The organism is Dyadobacter sp. CECT 9275, assembly GCF_907164905.1.
Classification (GTDB): Bacteria; Bacteroidota; Bacteroidia; order Cytophagales; family Spirosomataceae; genus Dyadobacter; species Dyadobacter helix.
On sequence record NZ_CAJRAF010000002.1, the window covers coordinates 68,363 to 84,959 of the forward strand.

The 16,597-nt window shown below is 44.5% G+C and carries 18 protein-coding genes and 2 tRNA genes; 8 read left to right on the forward strand and 12 right to left on the reverse strand.

From position 1 onward, the window contains the following. Window positions 1–111 precede the first annotated feature (111 nt). From KOE27_RS08430 to istB, 4 genes are all read left to right on the forward strand, one after another. Window positions 112–498, forward strand: coding sequence for a hypothetical protein (locus KOE27_RS08430; RefSeq protein WP_215238463.1), 387 nt, complete (start codon window positions 112–114; stop codon window positions 496–498). A gap of 46 nt (window positions 499–544) precedes the next feature. Next, entirely contained in the window at window positions 545–1,186 is a 642-nt protein-coding gene (locus KOE27_RS08435) for an alpha/beta hydrolase family protein (RefSeq protein WP_215238464.1), read from the forward strand. A gap of 117 nt (window positions 1,187–1,303) precedes the next feature. Further along, window positions 1,304–2,854: an IS21 family transposase gene (gene istA / locus KOE27_RS08440; RefSeq protein WP_215236846.1), complete on the forward strand. Its 1,551-nt coding sequence runs from the start codon at window positions 1,304–1,306 to the stop codon at window positions 2,852–2,854. A gap of 21 nt (window positions 2,855–2,875) precedes the next feature. After that, window positions 2,876–3,625, forward strand: coding sequence for an IS21-like element helper ATPase IstB (gene istB, locus KOE27_RS08445; RefSeq protein ID WP_215236847.1), 750 nt, complete (start codon window positions 2,876–2,878; stop codon window positions 3,623–3,625). A 492-nt stretch (window positions 3,626–4,117) separates the two neighbouring features. Here the strand turns inward: istB and KOE27_RS08450 are convergent, their stop codons facing one another. The 3 genes from KOE27_RS08450 to KOE27_RS08460 form a co-directional block, all read right to left on the reverse strand. Continuing rightward, window positions 4,118–5,350: a site-specific integrase gene (locus tag KOE27_RS08450; RefSeq protein WP_215238465.1), complete on the reverse strand. Its 1,233-nt coding sequence runs from the start codon at window positions 5,348–5,350 to the stop codon at window positions 4,118–4,120. Window positions 5,351–5,603: 253 nt separating this feature from the next. Further along, window positions 5,604–5,676 (reverse strand) — tRNA-Lys (locus KOE27_RS08455). Between the two features lie 105 nt (window positions 5,677–5,781). Beyond that, window positions 5,782–5,854, reverse strand: a tRNA-Lys gene (locus KOE27_RS08460). Between the two features lie 190 nt (window positions 5,855–6,044). Here KOE27_RS08460 and KOE27_RS08465 point away from each other — a divergent pair. Further along, complete coding sequence (locus KOE27_RS08465; protein WP_229252707.1) at window positions 6,045–6,659, forward strand: SH3 domain-containing protein; 615 nt, start codon at window positions 6,045–6,047, stop codon at window positions 6,657–6,659. Window positions 6,660–6,738: 79 nt separating this feature from the next. Beyond that, window positions 6,739–7,203, forward strand: coding sequence for a CHRD domain-containing protein (locus tag KOE27_RS08470; protein WP_215238467.1), 465 nt, complete (start codon window positions 6,739–6,741; stop codon window positions 7,201–7,203). Between the two features lie 85 nt (window positions 7,204–7,288). Here KOE27_RS08470 and KOE27_RS08475 read toward each other — a convergent pair whose 3' ends face one another. From KOE27_RS08475 to KOE27_RS08510, 8 genes are all read right to left on the reverse strand, one after another. Then, window positions 7,289–8,524, reverse strand: coding sequence for a DEAD/DEAH box helicase (locus KOE27_RS08475; protein ID WP_215241549.1), 1,236 nt, complete (start codon window positions 8,522–8,524; stop codon window positions 7,289–7,291). A 157-nt stretch (window positions 8,525–8,681) separates the two neighbouring features. After that, window positions 8,682–9,590: a bestrophin family protein gene (locus tag KOE27_RS08480; RefSeq protein WP_215238468.1), complete on the reverse strand. Its 909-nt coding sequence runs from the start codon at window positions 9,588–9,590 to the stop codon at window positions 8,682–8,684. 44 nt (window positions 9,591–9,634) lie between these two features. After that, on the reverse strand, window positions 9,635–10,096 hold the full coding sequence (locus KOE27_RS08485) for a hypothetical protein (protein ID WP_215238469.1): 462 nt from the start codon (window positions 10,094–10,096) through the stop codon (window positions 9,635–9,637). Window positions 10,097–10,249: 153 nt separating this feature from the next. After that, window positions 10,250–11,617 (reverse strand): sensor histidine kinase, encoded by a 1,368-nt coding sequence (locus KOE27_RS08490; protein WP_215238470.1) that lies wholly within the window; start codon window positions 11,615–11,617, stop codon window positions 10,250–10,252. Then, window positions 11,601–12,299, reverse strand: coding sequence for a response regulator transcription factor (locus tag KOE27_RS08495; RefSeq protein WP_215238471.1), 699 nt, complete (start codon window positions 12,297–12,299; stop codon window positions 11,601–11,603). Before KOE27_RS08495 ends, KOE27_RS08490 begins: the two co-directional genes overlap by 17 nt. Window positions 12,300–12,317: 18 nt before the next feature. Next, complete coding sequence (locus tag KOE27_RS08500) at window positions 12,318–12,623, reverse strand: chaperone modulator CbpM (protein WP_215238472.1); 306 nt, start codon at window positions 12,621–12,623, stop codon at window positions 12,318–12,320. A gap of 14 nt (window positions 12,624–12,637) precedes the next feature. Then, on the reverse strand, window positions 12,638–13,507 hold the full coding sequence (locus tag KOE27_RS08505) for a DnaJ C-terminal domain-containing protein (protein ID WP_215238473.1): 870 nt from the start codon (window positions 13,505–13,507) through the stop codon (window positions 12,638–12,640). Between the two features lie 75 nt (window positions 13,508–13,582). Then, on the reverse strand, window positions 13,583–13,813 hold the full coding sequence (locus tag KOE27_RS08510) for a VF530 family protein (protein WP_215238474.1): 231 nt from the start codon (window positions 13,811–13,813) through the stop codon (window positions 13,583–13,585). 83 nt (window positions 13,814–13,896) lie between these two features. On the opposite strand from KOE27_RS08510, the gene KOE27_RS08515 reads away from it, so the two are divergent. Further along, window positions 13,897–14,874, forward strand: coding sequence for a Gfo/Idh/MocA family protein (locus KOE27_RS08515; RefSeq protein ID WP_215238475.1), 978 nt, complete (start codon window positions 13,897–13,899; stop codon window positions 14,872–14,874). Between the two features lie 284 nt (window positions 14,875–15,158). Here the strand turns inward: KOE27_RS08515 and KOE27_RS08520 are convergent, their stop codons facing one another. After that, entirely contained in the window at window positions 15,159–15,461 is a 303-nt protein-coding gene (locus KOE27_RS08520) for a cytochrome P450 (protein ID WP_215238476.1), read from the reverse strand. A gap of 214 nt (window positions 15,462–15,675) precedes the next feature. Between KOE27_RS08520 and KOE27_RS08525 the strand changes: the two genes are divergently transcribed. Then, window positions 15,676–16,581, forward strand: coding sequence for a PDDEXK family nuclease (locus tag KOE27_RS08525; protein WP_215238477.1), 906 nt, complete (start codon window positions 15,676–15,678; stop codon window positions 16,579–16,581). Window positions 16,582–16,597 lie beyond the last annotated feature (16 nt).

Below are 16,597 nucleotides of genomic sequence, written 5' to 3' on the forward strand. Positions count from 1 at the left end.
CACCGGATTTGCAAGCCTTTGAGACTTTCGTTTGGGTCAATTTTGTACCAGTCCACCGGGCAGGTGCGCATAATGTGAAACATCCACACAATAAACAAACCCAATATGAAAATGAACAACACACTGAGGGCGATGGCATTAAGCCTTTCATTGACGCTGGCGGGCCCGCTGGTCATGGCGCAAAATGCTTCCGGTCTGCGCGACAGGACGCCGCAGGAAAGGGCGAAGTTGCAGACGGAAATGATGAAAAGTAAGCTGGGACTGGATTCGGTGCAGGTGAAGCAAGTGGAAGCCGTCAACCTGAAATATGCATTGAAAAATGAACCGGTCATGAAAAGCAGCGACGGCAGGTTGTCTAAATTCAGGCAGCTCAAGTCGTTCCAAAACCAGAAGGAAGCAGAGCTCAAAAAGATTTTCACCCCTGCCCAATTCAAACAATACGAGGCTTTGCAGGATGAAATGAAATCACAGCTGAAAGAAAGAAGGAAAAACCAGTAAACGGATCCCGGACATCAGGGTTTAATGCTTCAATCCAAACAAAAAAATGAAAACGATAACATTCGGGGTATGCCTGCTGGTGCTGATCCTTTCAGGCTGTTCAAAAAGTACGGATACCCCATCCACCGAGCCGGTCGATGATGATCTGGCAGGGCCGATTTCCCGCCCGGCTTCCGGGTACGGTGCCGACGGCAGCTATGCGGTATCGGAGATCGACTTTCCCAATACCGAATATCCGGGCACCAAAGTGACCATATTCTATCCGTCGGGTGCCACTTCCCCCAAACCGACCATCTTCTATTCGCACCCCTATGGCGGTGAGAGCAAGGAGTACAACCGGGGCCTGTTTGAGTTCATTACCAAAAAAGGTTATGTGGTCGTGTTTGTGCCCTACCCAACGAATGACATCAGCATCGACCACCGTTACCTGACTTTATGGACAGGGTTTACAAAGGCGGCGGCTGATTACCCCGGTATCATCGACACCCGAAAAGTGGGCTTTATGGGACACTCATTCGGCGGCGGCGCGTCCATTGGCCTGGCATACAGGGCTTTCACCGAAAAGGACTGGGGAGCCGACGGACGCTTCCTGTTCACGATGGCCCCCTGGTACAGTTACCTGGAAAATTCGGTGAAACTGACCACCCCAATTCGGTTTAAACTGACCACCTGTTCCGGGCGAAATTGACCACCCCATTTCGGATCAAACTGACCACCTGATTCCGGAGTAAACTGACCACCTGAGAGATTAGAAAATGCTGTAGAATCAACCATATTTTTGGCACGAACCAATCGTGTAAAAGGTATGGCCAATTCGACAATCAGCATGAGCAAAATAAGACAGATTTTACGGATGTACAGCCAGGGCCGCAGCAAGCTCTGGATAGCGGAACAGACAGGTGTTTCCCGCAATACCGCTAAGAAGTACATGACCACTTTTGATGCGAGCGGACTTACCTTTGAACAGATCAACAGCCTGAATGATAAAGAGCTGGATGACTTTTTCGGAACGGTTAAACAGCAGCCACCGCAAGACAGATTGTTGAATCTGCAACGTTGTTTTCCGCAAATAGACAAAGAATTAAAACGGACAGGTGTTACCCGTCATATGCTTTGGGAAGCCTATAAAAAGGAATTTCCGGAAGGATTTGCTTATACCCAGTTTTGCTTTCATCTGACCAAATGGAAGGCCCGCGTTAACCCTGTGATGCATCAGGACCATAAGGCCGGCGATAAGCTGTACATCGATTTTGCAGGTGTTAAATTAAGTATTGTAGATAAAGAGACTGGTGAATTAACTGAGGTTGAAGTGTTTGTGGCTATCCTGGGAGCGAGTCAACTCACTTACGTGGAAGCAGTCAGTAGCCAGCAAAAAGAAGATCTGATCGCAGCTTGCGAGAATGCACTTCATTATATCGGTGGTGTGCCGGCAGCAATTGTTCCGGATAACCTTAAAGCTGCTGTTATAAAAAGCAATAAATACGAACCTACGCTGAACGAGGCCTTTGCCGATTTTGCTGATCATTATGGGACTACGATATTACCTGCACGCGCTTACCGGCCAAGAGATAAGGCGTTGGTGGAAGGTGCTGTCAAAATCGTTTACAGCCGTATTTATGCGCCTTTAAGAAAGCAGGTTTACAACTCACTGACAGAGTTAAACGCAGCTATATTGATTGCTCTCGAGGCTCATAATAACCAACTGCTTCGGGGCCGTAATTACAGTCGCAGACTCCAGTTTGAAGAAATTGAGCGCAGTGCTCTGGCCCCGCTTCCGATCCTGCATTATGAGTTCAAAAAACAGCTACATGCCACTGTAATGAAGAACGGACATGTCTGCCTGAGCGTTGACAAGCACTATTATAGTGTCCCATACCGGTTTATCGGCAAGAAAGTCAAGTTGTTGTATTCCAATTCTGTGGTTGAAGCATATTATCATTACGAACGTATCGCCCTTCATAAAAGGCTTAAAAGTCCCTATAATTATTCTACCGATAAAGAACATCTGGCCAGTACACACCGCTTCGTAACAGACTGGACACCAGATCGATTCTTGGAGTGGGCTTCCTCGATCCATGAAGATGTCAGGTTGTATATTCTTAAAATCCTGGATCGCAAACAGCATCCCGAACAGGCCTACCGCTCCTGTATTGGTATCCTCTCTTTTGCGAAGAAAGCTGGTGAACAACGCCTGATCAGCGCGTGCCAAAGGGCTTTAAGCTATGGTATCTACAACTATAAAACAATCCAGACTATACTGGAAAAAAATATGGATCAATATGAAGACAGCCTGTTTGCAGACGAATTACCCATGCCCAAACACGATAATATCAGAGGCGAAGACTATTATCAATAATCCTTTAAACAATTAATAAAAATGAACACAAACACTTTGGAAAAGTTACGCAAGCTAAAATTTTACGGCATGTTCCATGCCTTTAAAAGTAGCCTGGAAAGTGGAAAGACTAATGATTACACGGCGGATGAGCTTTTAGCTCATCTAGTTGACGCTGAATGGGATGACAGAAATAACCGTCGGGTCGAACGCCAGATCTTGTACGCACGGTTCCGCTATAAGGCCATGGTCGAAAATATCCACTATCATGCTGATAGAAGTATTGACCGTAATCAGATCATGCGCCTAGCAGAATGCTCCTTTATTGGCCGAAATGAAAACCTACTGATCACAGGCAGTACCGGAATCGGTAAAAGCTATGTAGCATCTGCGATTGGTCATCAGGCATGTATACTTGGCTACCGCGTAATGTATGCCAGTACTCCCAAATTGTTTGCCAAACTCAAAATGGCCAAGGCGGATGGATCCTATATCAAAGAAATTACAAAAATAGAACGGCAACAACTTCTTATCCTGGACGACTTTGGTATCCAGCCGTTCGATGCCCAGAGCCGGGCAGCACTGATGGAAATCATAGAAGACAGGCACGGAAAAACATCCCTGATAATTACTTCTCAGTTGCCTGTTAGCAAATGGCATGAAGTAATAGGAGAAAAAACCATTGCTGATGCCATTTTAGATCGTATAGTACATGATGCACACCGGGTTGAATTAAAGGGGGAATCAATGAGAAGAAAACGAAAAACGGAGCTCGAAACCAGCTACGAATAATTATAACTTTTATTTACTAATTTTGAATCGCTTCTACTAGCATTTTCTACTACCGGCCGCCAGTTAATTAGGTGGTCAATTTGCCACGGAATCAGGTGGTCAACTTCTCCGAAATACCCACGATGCAATTAGATTCTTACGATAGGCAGTATGTAGCAGTAATAAATCAGCAAAAAGAAAGAGAGGTTTGGGTCAATTGCGAATGCAGGGGGAAGTATGACACAGATAGCTATAAATACAGATTGGTAGACGCGGATGACGGAGGAGATTGTTATTTTCGTGTCAAAGTAAATTTAGACAAGCATAAATATCATAGTTTGTCAGTGAATGGCGAGGCCTAAGAAGGATAGTTTAATTAGTGCTCTCTAATGATTTAACCTGATATTTCCTGGCGGGGCGGTATGGAACTATGATGCAAAACCGTTCTTTTCACCTTCTCTCTCGCGATCCCCTCTCACAAACAGGAGGGGTCGTGAGAGAGAAGGTGCAGCGCTAACCTTCCGTACCAGATTTTCTTGAAAGCCGCCCTTTCAAAGCCTGCATGTCTTCGCTAACCTTCGTATCCAGGATCTTCGCATAGATCTGTGTCGTACGAATATTAGTATGTCCAAGCATTTTAGAGACGCTTTCAATCGGCACGCCGTTTTGCAGGGTAATGGTCGTAGCAAACGTATGCCTCGCAACGTGTGAAGTGAGAAGCTTATCGATCCCGCAGATCACGGCAATTTCTTTCAGATAGTCATTCATCTTCTGATTACTCGGCACAGGTAAGACAAGCCCGCGCGATTCGCAAAGCTGATGATCTTTATATCGATCGAGAATTTGAAGTGCTTCTGGCAACAGCGGAATGTGCGATTTAACATTTGTTTTTGACCGCTGGCTGAAAATCCACTGTTCGCCGTCGATTCCTCGAGTTATCTGGCTTCGTTGGAGCCTCTGGATGTTAGAGTAGGCTAGGCCGGTGAAACAACAAAAGAGAAAAGTATCCCGCACCTGGGCGAGCCGATCGCTGACAAATTCTTTGCTCGCCATCAAGTCCAGTTCGGCTTTGGTCAGGATCGCCTTGTCGACCTTCTTAAACTTACCCTTGAAATTCAGATATGGATCAAGGTTCATCCATCCATTACCCAGGCAGATATTGACAATCTTCCGGAACATCTTCATATGCTTCACAACCGCGTTGTTGCCCATCTTGCGAACTGAACGGAGATAGAATTCATAGTCTGCGATGAAAGCGAAATCGATGCGGCTAATGTCAAAATCGCCGGTATTGAAGTGACCTTTCAAGAATGCCAATGTATGGCGTTCGAGCACCTTATAGCGGTTGAATGTGCCGATAGCATATTCTTGTCCCACCAAAGCCTTCATCCGCTCATTGTGATCGGCAATCACCTCCATCAATAGCCGCTGCGCAGGACCGACGCCCAGAAACTTGTTTTTGATTGTCTCTGCCGTTATCAAAGCATCGTCACGCACCAACGCAGCGTGTGCGTCCAGTAATTGCTGTTCCAAGTTGCCGAGGTAAGAATTAACCGACTTCACGGCCTCCTTCGCACCAAAAACTCGCCCTGCAACTGCATTCCACCGACTAGGCTCGCATTCACGCCCGGTCGTGAATTCCGCTCTTTTACTTTCAACCGTAATCCGCAAGTAAATCGGCACCGGACCTTTTTGATAATTCTTCGGCTTCTTCAAATAGAAAAGCAGACTGATCTTTGTTTTCATACCTTTTCAGGTTAAAAAGTTGAACAAAAGTAGTCTTGCAAGCCTAATCAGCACAAGATGTTTACGTGGTAAACAGGGTGTTACACAATGAGTTGTAGCGATTTTGGTGAGTAAAATTTGCAGATCATTGAACTCACCGAATTACTCACCAAAAATTTGTGGAAAATTGAATCTTTTGGCATATCCGGAAAAGAAAAAAGCCTGCTAATCGTTTGATTTGCAGGCTTTTGATGCTTTTTGCTACTTCTTCAAGTGATCCCGCTGGGATTCGAACCCAGGACCCATACATTAAAAGTGTATTGCTCTACCAGCTGAGCTACGGAATCGCTTACCGACTTGATTTGAAACTGTTCGATTCCAGTTTTGTACTTTATTGTTTTTGGCCTGAGTCCCTAAAAGCAGGCTGAATTTTAAATCTGTTTTCAGTCTTGTGATCCCGCTGGGATTCGAACCCAGGACCCATACATTAAAAGTGTATTGCTCTACCAGCTGAGCTACGGAATCGTACAATTTGTTGGATTAGCCGGGGCGTTTTCCGTAATTGCGATGCAAAAGTAGAATTCTTAAAAGTATAATGCAAGTGTTGATAAAGAAATACCTGTTTTTTTGTAGTTTAGTAGGTTTGCTTTTAGGCTCGAATCGGGGGTTTTCTGCTAACAAACAAGAGCTGAAATCTGCTGATTCTCTGTTTGCTATGGCCAGGTATACGGAGGCGGAGATCCTGTATAAAAAAAATTTTACTGAAGACGAAAAAAATAATCAGGCGCTGCTTTTAAAGCTGGCTTTTCTGTCGGAGAAGAGCAACAACTATACCGATTGCCTGTTTTACCTGAGCGAACTAGCGCTGGTAAACCCCTCCAGGAGGCTTTTTGAAAAAATGGATAAGATAGCCGCCGAACAGAACCTAAAGGGTTATGAGTTTGACGATTACAACTATTTTATAATTTTTTACAGGCGATATGGTGATTATATCCCCATATTGCTTCTAATTTTGGGGGCTTATATTGTTTTGATCATGGTATCAAAAACCCTCAAACGTGAGGGGATATTGACAATTCATAAGATTTCAATTGTTGTGTATCTGGGGGTGCTTTTAGGAATACTCAATATTCCGTCGTTATACAGGACTTGCGTGATTGTTAATCCGAACACGTTTCTGAGGGAAGAGCCTTCATCGGCGGCTGGCATTGTGGAAAGGGTAGGCAAGGGGCACAGAATCACCGTTATAGGCGCTGTTGATAACTGGAACCGGGTGATCTGGAATAACAGGATTGTTTATATCCGTAAAAATGATCTCAGAAATATCTGAGGGTTTTTAAACTGGTACCATTTTTGTAACCAGGTAAGTTTGTATATTTAGCTTTCTGTTTTATTAAATTAATTGATGTATGAAAAAGCCAATGAATCGTTTTTTACTATTTTTAACAGCATTACTTGTGACAGGCATGATGTCTTCCTGCAAGGAGGAGGGACCGCACAAGGATAACATAATCAAATTATCCGCCACTATTAATAGTCAACAAACTGTTCCGAGGGTTACTGCAACAGGGCAGGGAGTAGGTGTATTCGAATACAATAAGACAACCATGGAGTTGAAATACAATATTACCTTCCAGAATATCCAGCCCAAATTTGTTACCCTTAACCGTGCTGAACCAGCATGGGAAGCAGGGCCGGTTCTTTCCACACTTGCCACGAATCCTACCGGTACGCAGGTGCAAGGCACTTTTAAATTAAATGCAGAACAACAAACTGCCCTGGTGATTAAACAGCTTTATATCAATATCACTACAGAGGAAAATATATATGGTGCCATCAGAGGGCAGATCGTTCCTGACGGACAAACCTTCTGATACTCCTGACAATTTTAAGGATATTTTCATAAAGAGTACTGCCCGGAAAGTTAGCTTCCCGGGCAGTACTCTTTATCAATAGCCATTATTTCTTTTTCTTCTTCTTTTTACTGGCTTCGTAGTTTTCAACTTCTTTTAAAAGGGCATTCAGATCGTTGGAGGTATCACTCGTGAAATCCAGCGTTTCGGCATATTCGCCCTGGCTTAGCCTGACGACGTCTATCGGTTTACCCAGAAATTCCTCTATGGCCAGCAGCAAAGGTTTTTCCTCCGGACTGCAAAAGCTCACAGCCTGTCCTTTTTGCGTTCCCCGGCCGGTACGCCCCACCCGGTGTACATAGTTTTCGGTTTGTTCGGGGAGGTCATAATTCACCACAAAATCCACCTGTTCAATATCAATCCCTCTTGCCGAAACATCCGTGGCAATCAGTATCCTGACATCTCCGTTACGGAATTTATCCATAGCTTCAAACCTGACCTGCTGCTCTTTGTCCCCATGGATTGCCAGTGCCTGGATCCCCATTCTCTCCAATGCCGCCAGTACCCTCTCTGCCCTTACCTTAGTGCGTACAAAAACCAGTATCTTGCTGTCTTTGTGTTCATTCACAATCCTTTCCAGAAAAAACCTTTTATCATCCATATTTACAAAAGCGACGGCATGAGAAATATTACGGGCCACTTTGTCATTAGGTGAAATCTGGATGCGGATGGCTTTATGGACCAGCGAATATGCCAGCTTTTTTATTTTTTCATCAATGGTCGCTGAAAAAAATAAGGTCTGGTGATTTTTCGGTATGTACTTAATCACATCCTCAATATCCTTGATAAATCCAAGGTCCAGCATGTGATCCGCTTCGTCCAGTACCAGCGTGTGCACGCTGGTAAGTTTTATATGCCCTTGATTTACAAGGTCGAACATGCGGCCAGGTGTTGCCACGAGTATATCAATCCCTTTTTCGAGTTTTGCAATCTGCGGATCCTGCGCCACGCCACCCACGATGCCGTAAGTCTGGACCCTGGTATGTTTTCCTATTTTCTGAAAAACCTCGGTAATCTGGAAAGCCAGTTCGCGGGTAGGTACCATTACCAGGCATTTGATACCATCCGTACGCTTGGAAACCTTTTGTTTGTGAATAATATCGATGACAGGTATGGCAAATGCGGCTGTTTTACCGGTTCCGGTCTGGGCAATTGCCAATACGTCCTCACCTTTTAATATGGGTGGTATGGCCTTGAACTGTATGTCGGTAGGCTTTTTATAACCGGCTGTCTGCAGGTTCTGTTTGATCTCGTCGGCAATCCGGTAATCGTCAAATTTCATAATGTAAAGCGCGTCAGCAGGAAGATATCCCTGGTCCGTTATGGTTGTATCCTGCAAAGATAGCGGGCTGATCGGGTTATGTAAGATTATGGGCGATGTTATACAAAAAGAGATGGGCTGACCACCCATCTCTTTTAAATTCTGCAAAAAATAAGCATCAAAGAATATAAAATTTTGAATCCTCCATAACGATCGGCACATGTTTTTCCTTCATCATTTGTTTCAGGTCACGTTCAATGTTTCTGGATATGGAGATCATCGGTGTGTCCGTAGGTTTGTTTTCAAAGGGGTCCTGTAAATGAATCGCCATTTTTTCGATCAGGAAAAAGCAGGACGTAATCACAATCAGTACCGGTACCATCAGGAAGCCAAAGAGTTGCACCAGGCCGAATGGCAACAGCAAAATAAAGAAGTGCAGCGCCAGGTGAATATACAGGCTGTATGTAGAAGGGAAAACCGTGTTCTTTATCCGTTCACATTTTCCCATTGCATCGCATAACCGGGTGAGGGTACCATCAATTTCTACCTGCTGGTAAGGATTTACCCAGCCCTGTTTGAGCGCATTGTTAAGGTCTCTGCTATGCAACTGGAGCAGGGCAAGGTGTTTGGTATCAAAATCTCTGACGAAATTAAACTCTTCGTCGGAAACAAACTTTTGTATCAGCGGCCCGGGGTCCTCCTGTCTCAGGCCCTTGCCCAATGCGTAACACCAGGCTATTTGTCGGCGTATGAAACGATGTTTGAATGCATCGATACGGCCAGGTTCGTACGGATCGTCGATCAGAGATAGGATCTGACGGGCCAGGGTGCGTGAATCATTTACAATGGAGCCCCAGATGATCCTGGCCTCCCACCATCGGTCATAGGCCTGGTTGGAACGGAAAGCCAGCAGCAGGGATATGATGGTTCCGAGCACAGTGGGCACCGTCATGGGAATTGAAATGTTGGTAATATGAAAATTCTGATAAATGATTTCAATGGCGAAACCGTAAATCGTTACGAAGAGAATTTCATATTTTATTTTCCCGAAGACGTACCGGATCGGTATATTTTTTTTTAAAAGCATAAGTTGGTCTTGTCAAAGATGCCTAATGGGTCGTAACGGACCAGTCATTTTAAATTCTCTATTTCCAGATACTCCGGTTCCATTATTTCATCCACGTTGATCAGGGGCAGGCCTGCCTTTTTGATCACGGGTAAGGCGTCGATGCTGCTTTTTGAAATCAGCGGGATACCATAAGTTTCGGAGTAGGCTATTGCGTCTGCATCGTGGTAATCCAGGAAGTTTTTAAAGGCTGCCAGTTTGCTGCCATAAAAAAACTCAATCCGGATGGTAGATACCTGCGAAGTATACAGGTCTTTGATGGTTTTACATTCCTGCCAGAATTCTTCTGGGACAAAATCATACTCCTTTTTACGGTAACTTGAGAAGAGCAGATCCTGGATGTCGTCGGCTACGTGAAAAAGATGTGTGAACACAAAGCGTACCGGTTCATGAGATTCTTTGATTACAGCTTCGGCAATTCTGATGGAAGTTAAGGTGAAGTCGCTCGGGATTATAACAGTTTTCATATACTTATCTCTTTGGTTAACAGTGCATTTGATTTGTTAAATGATAATACAATGTTACATCCGGGATATTAGTACTGGCTAAAAGGGGCGTTATAATACGGTGAGAATATTATTAAAACGGGATTAGAATATTAGAATGAAATAAGGATGCCCTCAGTTTCCAAAAGGGAAGCGGGTGATAAAGCGGGTACCTATCCCCACTTCACTGTTCACGATAACCGTTCCCTGGTGCATTTTAATAATGTTATTGGCCAGCGGAAGTCCTATGCCATAGCCTTTGTATTTTTTGGTATTGCTGGCACGGAAAAACGGTACAAAAATCTGGGATATTTCTCGGTCCGGTATGCCGATTCCCTTGTCTGTAATTTCGACGGTCACATGATGTTTATCCGTACTGATCAGTATCTCCACCTTCTGGTTGTCTGAATACTTACAGCTGTTCAGTACGATATTGGTGAATGCAGCTTTTAGGAGCATGGCATTGCCATTTATAATGAGTAGCTGCTCATCGTCAGGTAGTTTATCAAAGTTAATTACTACCTGATTATCAGGGAAAATCTTGTCGACCGCTTCTTTTACCGATATAATCAGTTCATCCATCCGCAGCTTATCCCATTGTTCTTTCTTGCCTTCAAAACCCGTTTGCGCAAGATTGAGCATACTGTTTGCCAGGTGTTCGAGTTTTTCGGATTCCTGATAAATCGCCCGGAATGAATCCCGGGCGGTGTCGGGCAGCCCGGGAAGCGAAAGTCCGAGCTGCGCTTCTCCGCTGATTACAGTCAGCGGGGTCTTAAATTCGTGAGAGGCGTTACTGACAAAGTTATTCTGCATCTCGAAAGTTATTTCAAGCCTGTCGAGCATGTCATTGAATGTTTTGGAGAGATCCGCGATTTCATCTTTACTTCCGTCGATAGCCAGCCTTTGGTGTAGATTGTGGGCGCTGATCCCTTTTACGTTCCTGATAATTCTCCGTATAGGAAAGAATATCTGTGCAGAAAAAAGCTTGCCGAAAGTGAAGACAAAAACGAGGGAGATCAGAAAACCGGTAACCAACACGCTTTTAAGGTTTTCCATTTCTTCGAGGCCGTAAAAGTCAACGGCTGAAGATATGATAATAATGTTTTCGCCTGCCTGGCGGATATTCAGGCCCACATAGGAAGTATCGTTCTGGGAAAATCTTGCGGGTTCTTTGCGGACAATATTGTCATAAAAAGAAGGAGGTACCGGTAACTGCCGGCGGATGGCTTTGGCTTTTTCCAGTTCGCCGTTTTTGATAAATCTGTGTTGCTCAAAAGGAAGGTCCCTGAGGTGTTTCTCTTTGATATCGTAATAAATGGAAGTTTTGGATTTATTTTCATCCAGGGCCGCATGTCCCACAATGTCGGCACGTACTTCGAGCCTGTGGAAGAAACTTGCAGAGATACTGTCGGAAGCGAAAATATAAATAAATACACTGAGTGCCAGAATAATGCTGGCAGTTAAAATGGTGAAAATCAGGGCAATTTTATTTTGTATTTTCATATGCCTGGCGTATCACATAACCCATCCCGAAAACGGTATGGATAAGTTTGATCCGATGATTTTTGTCGATTTTCTTGCGTAAATAATTGATATAAACGTCCACAACGTTTGTGCCAAGGTTAAAATTGATATCCCAGACATTCTCAAGAATCTCCATTCTGTTAAGTACTTTGTTCTGATTGGATAGCAGGAATTCCAGTAAGCGGAACTCGGTTGCGGTGAGTTCAATCACCTGGGAGTCGCGCTTTACAATTTTGGTGATCTTATCCAGTACCAGATCGCCAATGATCAGGAAATCGGCGTTTTTTTCTTTTTCGGGCTCCTTTCCCCGGCGTGTCAGGGTCCTTAGCCTCGCCTCAAGTTCGGCCAGCTTAAAAGGTTTGGTCATATAATCGTCGGCACCGGCATCCAGTCCGGAAACGATGTTTTCAGTAGTTCCCAGGGCAGTAAGCATCAGAATAGGCGTTGAAAAACCCGACCGGCGTAGCTTTCTGCAGACCTCCATGCCGTTTATGACAGGTAGCATAAGATCCAGTATGATCACATCAAAGGTATATTGCATGGCCATTTGCAACCCTGACTCGCCGTCCAGCGCAACCGTTATTTCGTTGCCTGAAACGGAGAGGCCTCTCTGAATGAGGGATATCACATTGGGTTCATCTTCAACAAGCAAAAGCTTCATGCAGTAATGTTAAGGGTTTTAAATGAAATTGTCTGTTTCAAAAAAGCGTAGCCTGTTTCGGAGATAGATGATTTCCTTCTGCATATTTTCAATACGGCCCAGCAGATTCTGCACCGCCTCAATACCCTCCGGGTTGATCTGCAGATCGCTGTGGAGCCGGATCATCCTTTCTATCTTTGCCAGATGATCCATTTGAATAAAAATAGTATTTTGCTGAATTACAGTTTCAATCAGACCTATTTCTGAAAAAGATTCAATCAGTGAATATTCCACCTGGTAATATTCACAGAATTCGTCTGCCGAAATCAGTTGGTTATTTTCCATCGCTTTTCTGCCTTTTAAGATTTAGAAAGTTCTGTAAATAATTCTTTCTGGCGATCGGTAAGGTTGGTTGGTAATTTTACCTCAAAAGTGACATACAGATCACCAAAGGTACCTTCCTGTTTGTAAACCGGAAAACCTTTACCTTTTAACCGCATCACCGCGCCATTCTGGGTTTCCGGCCTGACGGGTACCTTCACTTTTCCATCCAGGGTCTCAATGATTTTTTCGCCACCCAGAACAGCCGTATAAAGGTCGAGTTCTTCCTTCACGTGCAGGTCATTTCCGGCCCTGCGGAAACGAGGGTCACTACTTATGTTAAAGGTAATGTAAAGATCTCCCTGCGGTCCGCCATTGGTACCAGGCCCGCCATGTCCGCTTATTTTGATCGTCTGTCCGTTTTCAATCCCAGCCGGGATCGTTATTCTGATGTTTTTACCATTAACGGTTAAGGTTTGCTTATGGGTTGTATAGGCCTCTTTAAGGTCCAGACTGACCTGCGCCTGATAATCCTGTCCCCGGTACCTGCCTTGGCGCCCAGAACCGAAGCCACCCCCAAACATGGATTCAAAAAAATCGGAAAAGCCTTCCTGTCCCATTCCCCCAGACCAGTTTCCTTGTCCCTGGGAGCGTGCCTGCCTGGCTTTTTCGTATTCCTCTCCATGCTCCCAGTTTTCGCCATACTGGTCATATTTTTTTCGTTTTTCCGGATCACTCAGTACCTGATTGGCTTCGTTGAGCTCCTGGAATTTTTTGTGTGCCTCCTCGTCATTCGGGTTGAGGTCAGGATGATATTTGCGTGCAAGTTTGCGGTAAGCATTTTTAATATCTTTTTCTGAGGCGGTTTTTTCAACACCCAGTATCTTGTAATAATCTACAAAGGGCATATTATTCAGTGATTGGTTATTGTTGCGTAAATGAGTAATTAAAGTATAAATATTGTACCGCTTTCGCAATGAGCGCTATCGGTTATTGACCATTTTGACGTATAAATCTTCTACTTTAGTTCGCGCCCATGGCGTTTTTCGCAGAAATTTTAGGCTGCTTTTGATAGAAGGATCCTGGTTAAAACAGTTTATGTTAACGTAATAGCCCATTTGTTCCCAGCCATAGTATTCCACAAGCTCGTTCAGGATTGCTTCCAGTGTTTTGCCGTGAAGCGGGTTATTGGGTTGGTTTTGCACTGTGGTCATTTCTTTTTGATAAATGTAAAAGTTAAAAGCATTAGATTAAATAATTATTACACTTAATGAATAGTTCAATTACAAAATAAGTTATGGATCAGATCAAATGGGGAATTATCGGCTGCGGTAATGTGACGGAAGTCAAAAGCGGGCCTGCGTTTAATTTAGTTGAAAATTCCAGTTTGGTTGCCGTCATGCGGCGCGACGGGGCGCTGGCGGCCGATTATGCGCAGCGTCATAATGTACCTCGCTGGTACGACAACGTGGACGATCTCATCAATGACCCAGAGGTTAACGCGATTTATATTGCAACACCACCTGATGTGCACGAGGATTATACCGAAAGGGCGTTTCGTGCCGGCAAACCGGTATATGTTGAAAAACCGATGGCCCGTAACGCTGCCGAATGCCGCAGAATGGTGGAAGCAGGAAAGGCGGCCAATCTGCCGTTGTATGTAGCCTATTACCGGAGGGCTCTGCCGTATTTTCTGAAAATCAAAGAGATCGTTGATTCGGGAGTACTGGGAGATATTCGGTTTGTGGATATCACACTTCAGTGGCAGCCGTACGACGAGGAGGTTGGCGAAAACCCTGTGCCGCGCTGGAGAGTGTATCCCGAGATATCCGGCGGCGGCCATTTTCATGATCTTGCTTCGCATCAGTTTGATATTCTGGAGTATATCCTTGGCCCTGTTAAGCAGGCGAGGGGGTATGCGCGGAACCAGGCGGGCTTGTATCCGGCAGATGATATCGTGGTGGCTAACTTTGAGTTCGAGTCGGGTGTACTGGGTAAAGGAAGCTGGTGTTACACCATCAACAAAGAGCAAAGGGAAGATGAAGGAAGAATTATTGGCTCCAAAGGAAGATTGATATTCTCGTATTTCGAAAAATATGATATTATTCTGGAGACTGAGAATGGAGTGGAGAAATTCCACATACCGTACCCTCCGCATGTACAGCAACCGCTGATTGACCTGATCGTGAAGGATCTACGAGGAGAAGGAGTGTGCCCTAGTACGGGAGAAACGGGCTTACGGGCCAATCTGATTATGGACTGGATTACGGCCTGATGCCAATGAAAAGTTTGTCTCGCGGCATTTCTTATTTTTTTTGATACTTTCGGGCGCAAAAAAGTGAGTGGTTCTGAATACCAAAGTTGTTACAGTTGCAGTTAAATAATCGTCTAACTTTTAAATCTTACTATAGTCATGGCAAAGGGTAAAAATCTTGACAAAGGAAGCGCTAAAAAGGAACCTGAGAAAAATCTTAAAGAAAAAAGAGCCGAGAAAAAGGCAAAGAAAGATAGCAGAAAGGATTATTAAAAAACTGGCCCCGCTTTTCCGGGGCCAGTTTTTTAATATCGCTCCCCGTTGGTTTTATACCTGGCCAAGCGTTTTTTTGCACGGCTGATCTTGGCATAGATCCGGTTTTTCTCTTCCGGAGAAAAGTATCCGTCTGCTTTGTATTTACGCATGGCCTCTTTAATAACTTCTTGTTCCCGCTTCAGTTTATAGTACTCGTTGTCGGAGAGCTTGTGGCTGCGGTGCGCTGCCTCGATCTGGCTGTTCAGTTTCTTAAGATCAGCACTGAAGTTATCCTGTGCGTTAACCGCTGTAGTGCATAACAGGCCAAGGAGCAGTATTTGAATTGTTTTCATAATGTTGGCTAACAGATAAATTTTATGAAGACATTTTTTATAAAATCAGTCCTCAGTTAGATATAGGGGCGAAATAAGTATATACCTCAGGTAATATCAAATGGTTATTACTGAACGTAAAAATTTGTTCCAGGTGCCAGATGCGATTGTCGTGGGCGGCATTTGCAGTTTTGTTCTTGCGAAGAAGGTACGTTCATCCTAACTTCGTTTGTTGATGGAGCTACGGAAAGATAACGGATGGAATGACTTCGCCGGGGAAGTCAAAAGCTGGTTGCATGAAACCACCGGATATTTTATCGCGTTAGAAGGTGGTGCGCAAGACGTGTTTCCCATACTCACCATTGCGCGCGAAGAGGGCAGGGTAATTATGGAAATCAAACTGATCATGCTCGAGAATTGGCAGAAATTTCCAGGTGCGCTATTGGAATGGCAATATTATCTGGAACGGCAGACAGAGCTCAGGCAGGCCGGTGTACACAGCGTTATGCTTTGGGAGGATATCTGGACGAGCCGGAAGCTTATTGTCAAATCCAGGCTGCTGGTGTTACTCGGTCTTTCGGATAAGATACCCGGAAGGCTTACCGTACCCAGGAGGATTAGTAAAGCTGCGGCCGCAGCTTTTTTGGAAGTCAACCATCTGCAGGGGGCAACGCTATCGAAATATCAATTCGGTATTTTTCTTCCACAGCGGTATTTCAGGGTATTACCTGTTGATTTTAAGGTAGATACCACAGAAGAAGAATGTCTTGTTGCCGTGGCTACGTTTAGCCATGCACGTATTTTTTATAAGAACGGCGAGCCGCATCGTTCCGTTGAACTGATCCGGTTTGCAAGTTTATTGAATCTGACAGTCGCAGGAGGTTTGGGGAAGCTCATCAGTGCTTTTGTAAAGGACGTTGCACCCGATGATATCATGACTTATGCCGATCTGGACTGGTCGGATGGGCATAACTATACCAAAATGGGTTTTCAGTTTGTGTCCGATAAAGATCCTATGAGAATCAAACTGGATTTGCCATCCTTGAAAAGAACTGGAGCTCGACCAGGCGCTGAAACTGGTCAGCCGTTTATTTGGATCATGAACGCTGGCAGCCGTAAATTTGTCAAAACAATCCGTTAAAGTTTTTAGCTTTCGC

Excerpts from the sequence above, each read along its gene's own strand:
- KOE27_RS08430 (WP_215238463.1), top strand. The coding sequence starts at position 112 with ATGAACAACACACTGAGGGCGATGGCATTAAGCCTTTCATTGACGCTG.
- KOE27_RS08435 (WP_215238464.1), top strand. The coding sequence starts at position 545 with ATGAAAACGATAACATTCGGGGTATGCCTGCTGGTGCTGATCCTTTCA.
- istA (WP_215236846.1), top strand. The coding sequence starts at position 1,304 with ATGGCCAATTCGACAATCAGCATGAGCAAAATAAGACAGATTTTACGG.
- istB (WP_215236847.1), top strand. The coding sequence starts at position 2,876 with ATGAACACAAACACTTTGGAAAAGTTACGCAAGCTAAAATTTTACGGC.
- KOE27_RS08450 (WP_215238465.1), bottom strand. The coding sequence starts at position 5,350 with ATGAAAACAAAGATCAGTCTGCTTTTCTATTTGAAGAAGCCGAAGAAT.
- KOE27_RS08465 (WP_229252707.1), top strand. The coding sequence starts at position 6,045 with ATGGCCAGGTATACGGAGGCGGAGATCCTGTATAAAAAAAATTTTACT.
- KOE27_RS08470 (WP_215238467.1), top strand. The coding sequence starts at position 6,739 with ATGAAAAAGCCAATGAATCGTTTTTTACTATTTTTAACAGCATTACTT.
- KOE27_RS08475 (WP_215241549.1), bottom strand. The coding sequence starts at position 8,524 with ATGAAATTTGACGATTACCGGATTGCCGACGAGATCAAACAGAACCTG.
- KOE27_RS08480 (WP_215238468.1), bottom strand. The coding sequence starts at position 9,590 with ATGCTTTTAAAAAAAAATATACCGATCCGGTACGTCTTCGGGAAAATA.
- KOE27_RS08485 (WP_215238469.1), bottom strand. The coding sequence starts at position 10,096 with ATGAAAACTGTTATAATCCCGAGCGACTTCACCTTAACTTCCATCAGA.
- KOE27_RS08490 (WP_215238470.1), bottom strand. The coding sequence starts at position 11,617 with ATGAAAATACAAAATAAAATTGCCCTGATTTTCACCATTTTAACTGCC.
- KOE27_RS08495 (WP_215238471.1), bottom strand. The coding sequence starts at position 12,299 with ATGAAGCTTTTGCTTGTTGAAGATGAACCCAATGTGATATCCCTCATT.
- KOE27_RS08500 (WP_215238472.1), bottom strand. The coding sequence starts at position 12,623 with ATGGAAAATAACCAACTGATTTCGGCAGACGAATTCTGTGAATATTAC.
- KOE27_RS08505 (WP_215238473.1), bottom strand. The coding sequence starts at position 13,507 with ATGCCCTTTGTAGATTATTACAAGATACTGGGTGTTGAAAAAACCGCC.
- KOE27_RS08510 (WP_215238474.1), bottom strand. The coding sequence starts at position 13,813 with ATGACCACAGTGCAAAACCAACCCAATAACCCGCTTCACGGCAAAACA.
- KOE27_RS08515 (WP_215238475.1), top strand. The coding sequence starts at position 13,897 with ATGGATCAGATCAAATGGGGAATTATCGGCTGCGGTAATGTGACGGAA.
- KOE27_RS08520 (WP_215238476.1), bottom strand. The coding sequence starts at position 15,461 with ATGAAAACAATTCAAATACTGCTCCTTGGCCTGTTATGCACTACAGCG.
- KOE27_RS08525 (WP_215238477.1), top strand. The coding sequence starts at position 15,676 with ATGGAGCTACGGAAAGATAACGGATGGAATGACTTCGCCGGGGAAGTC.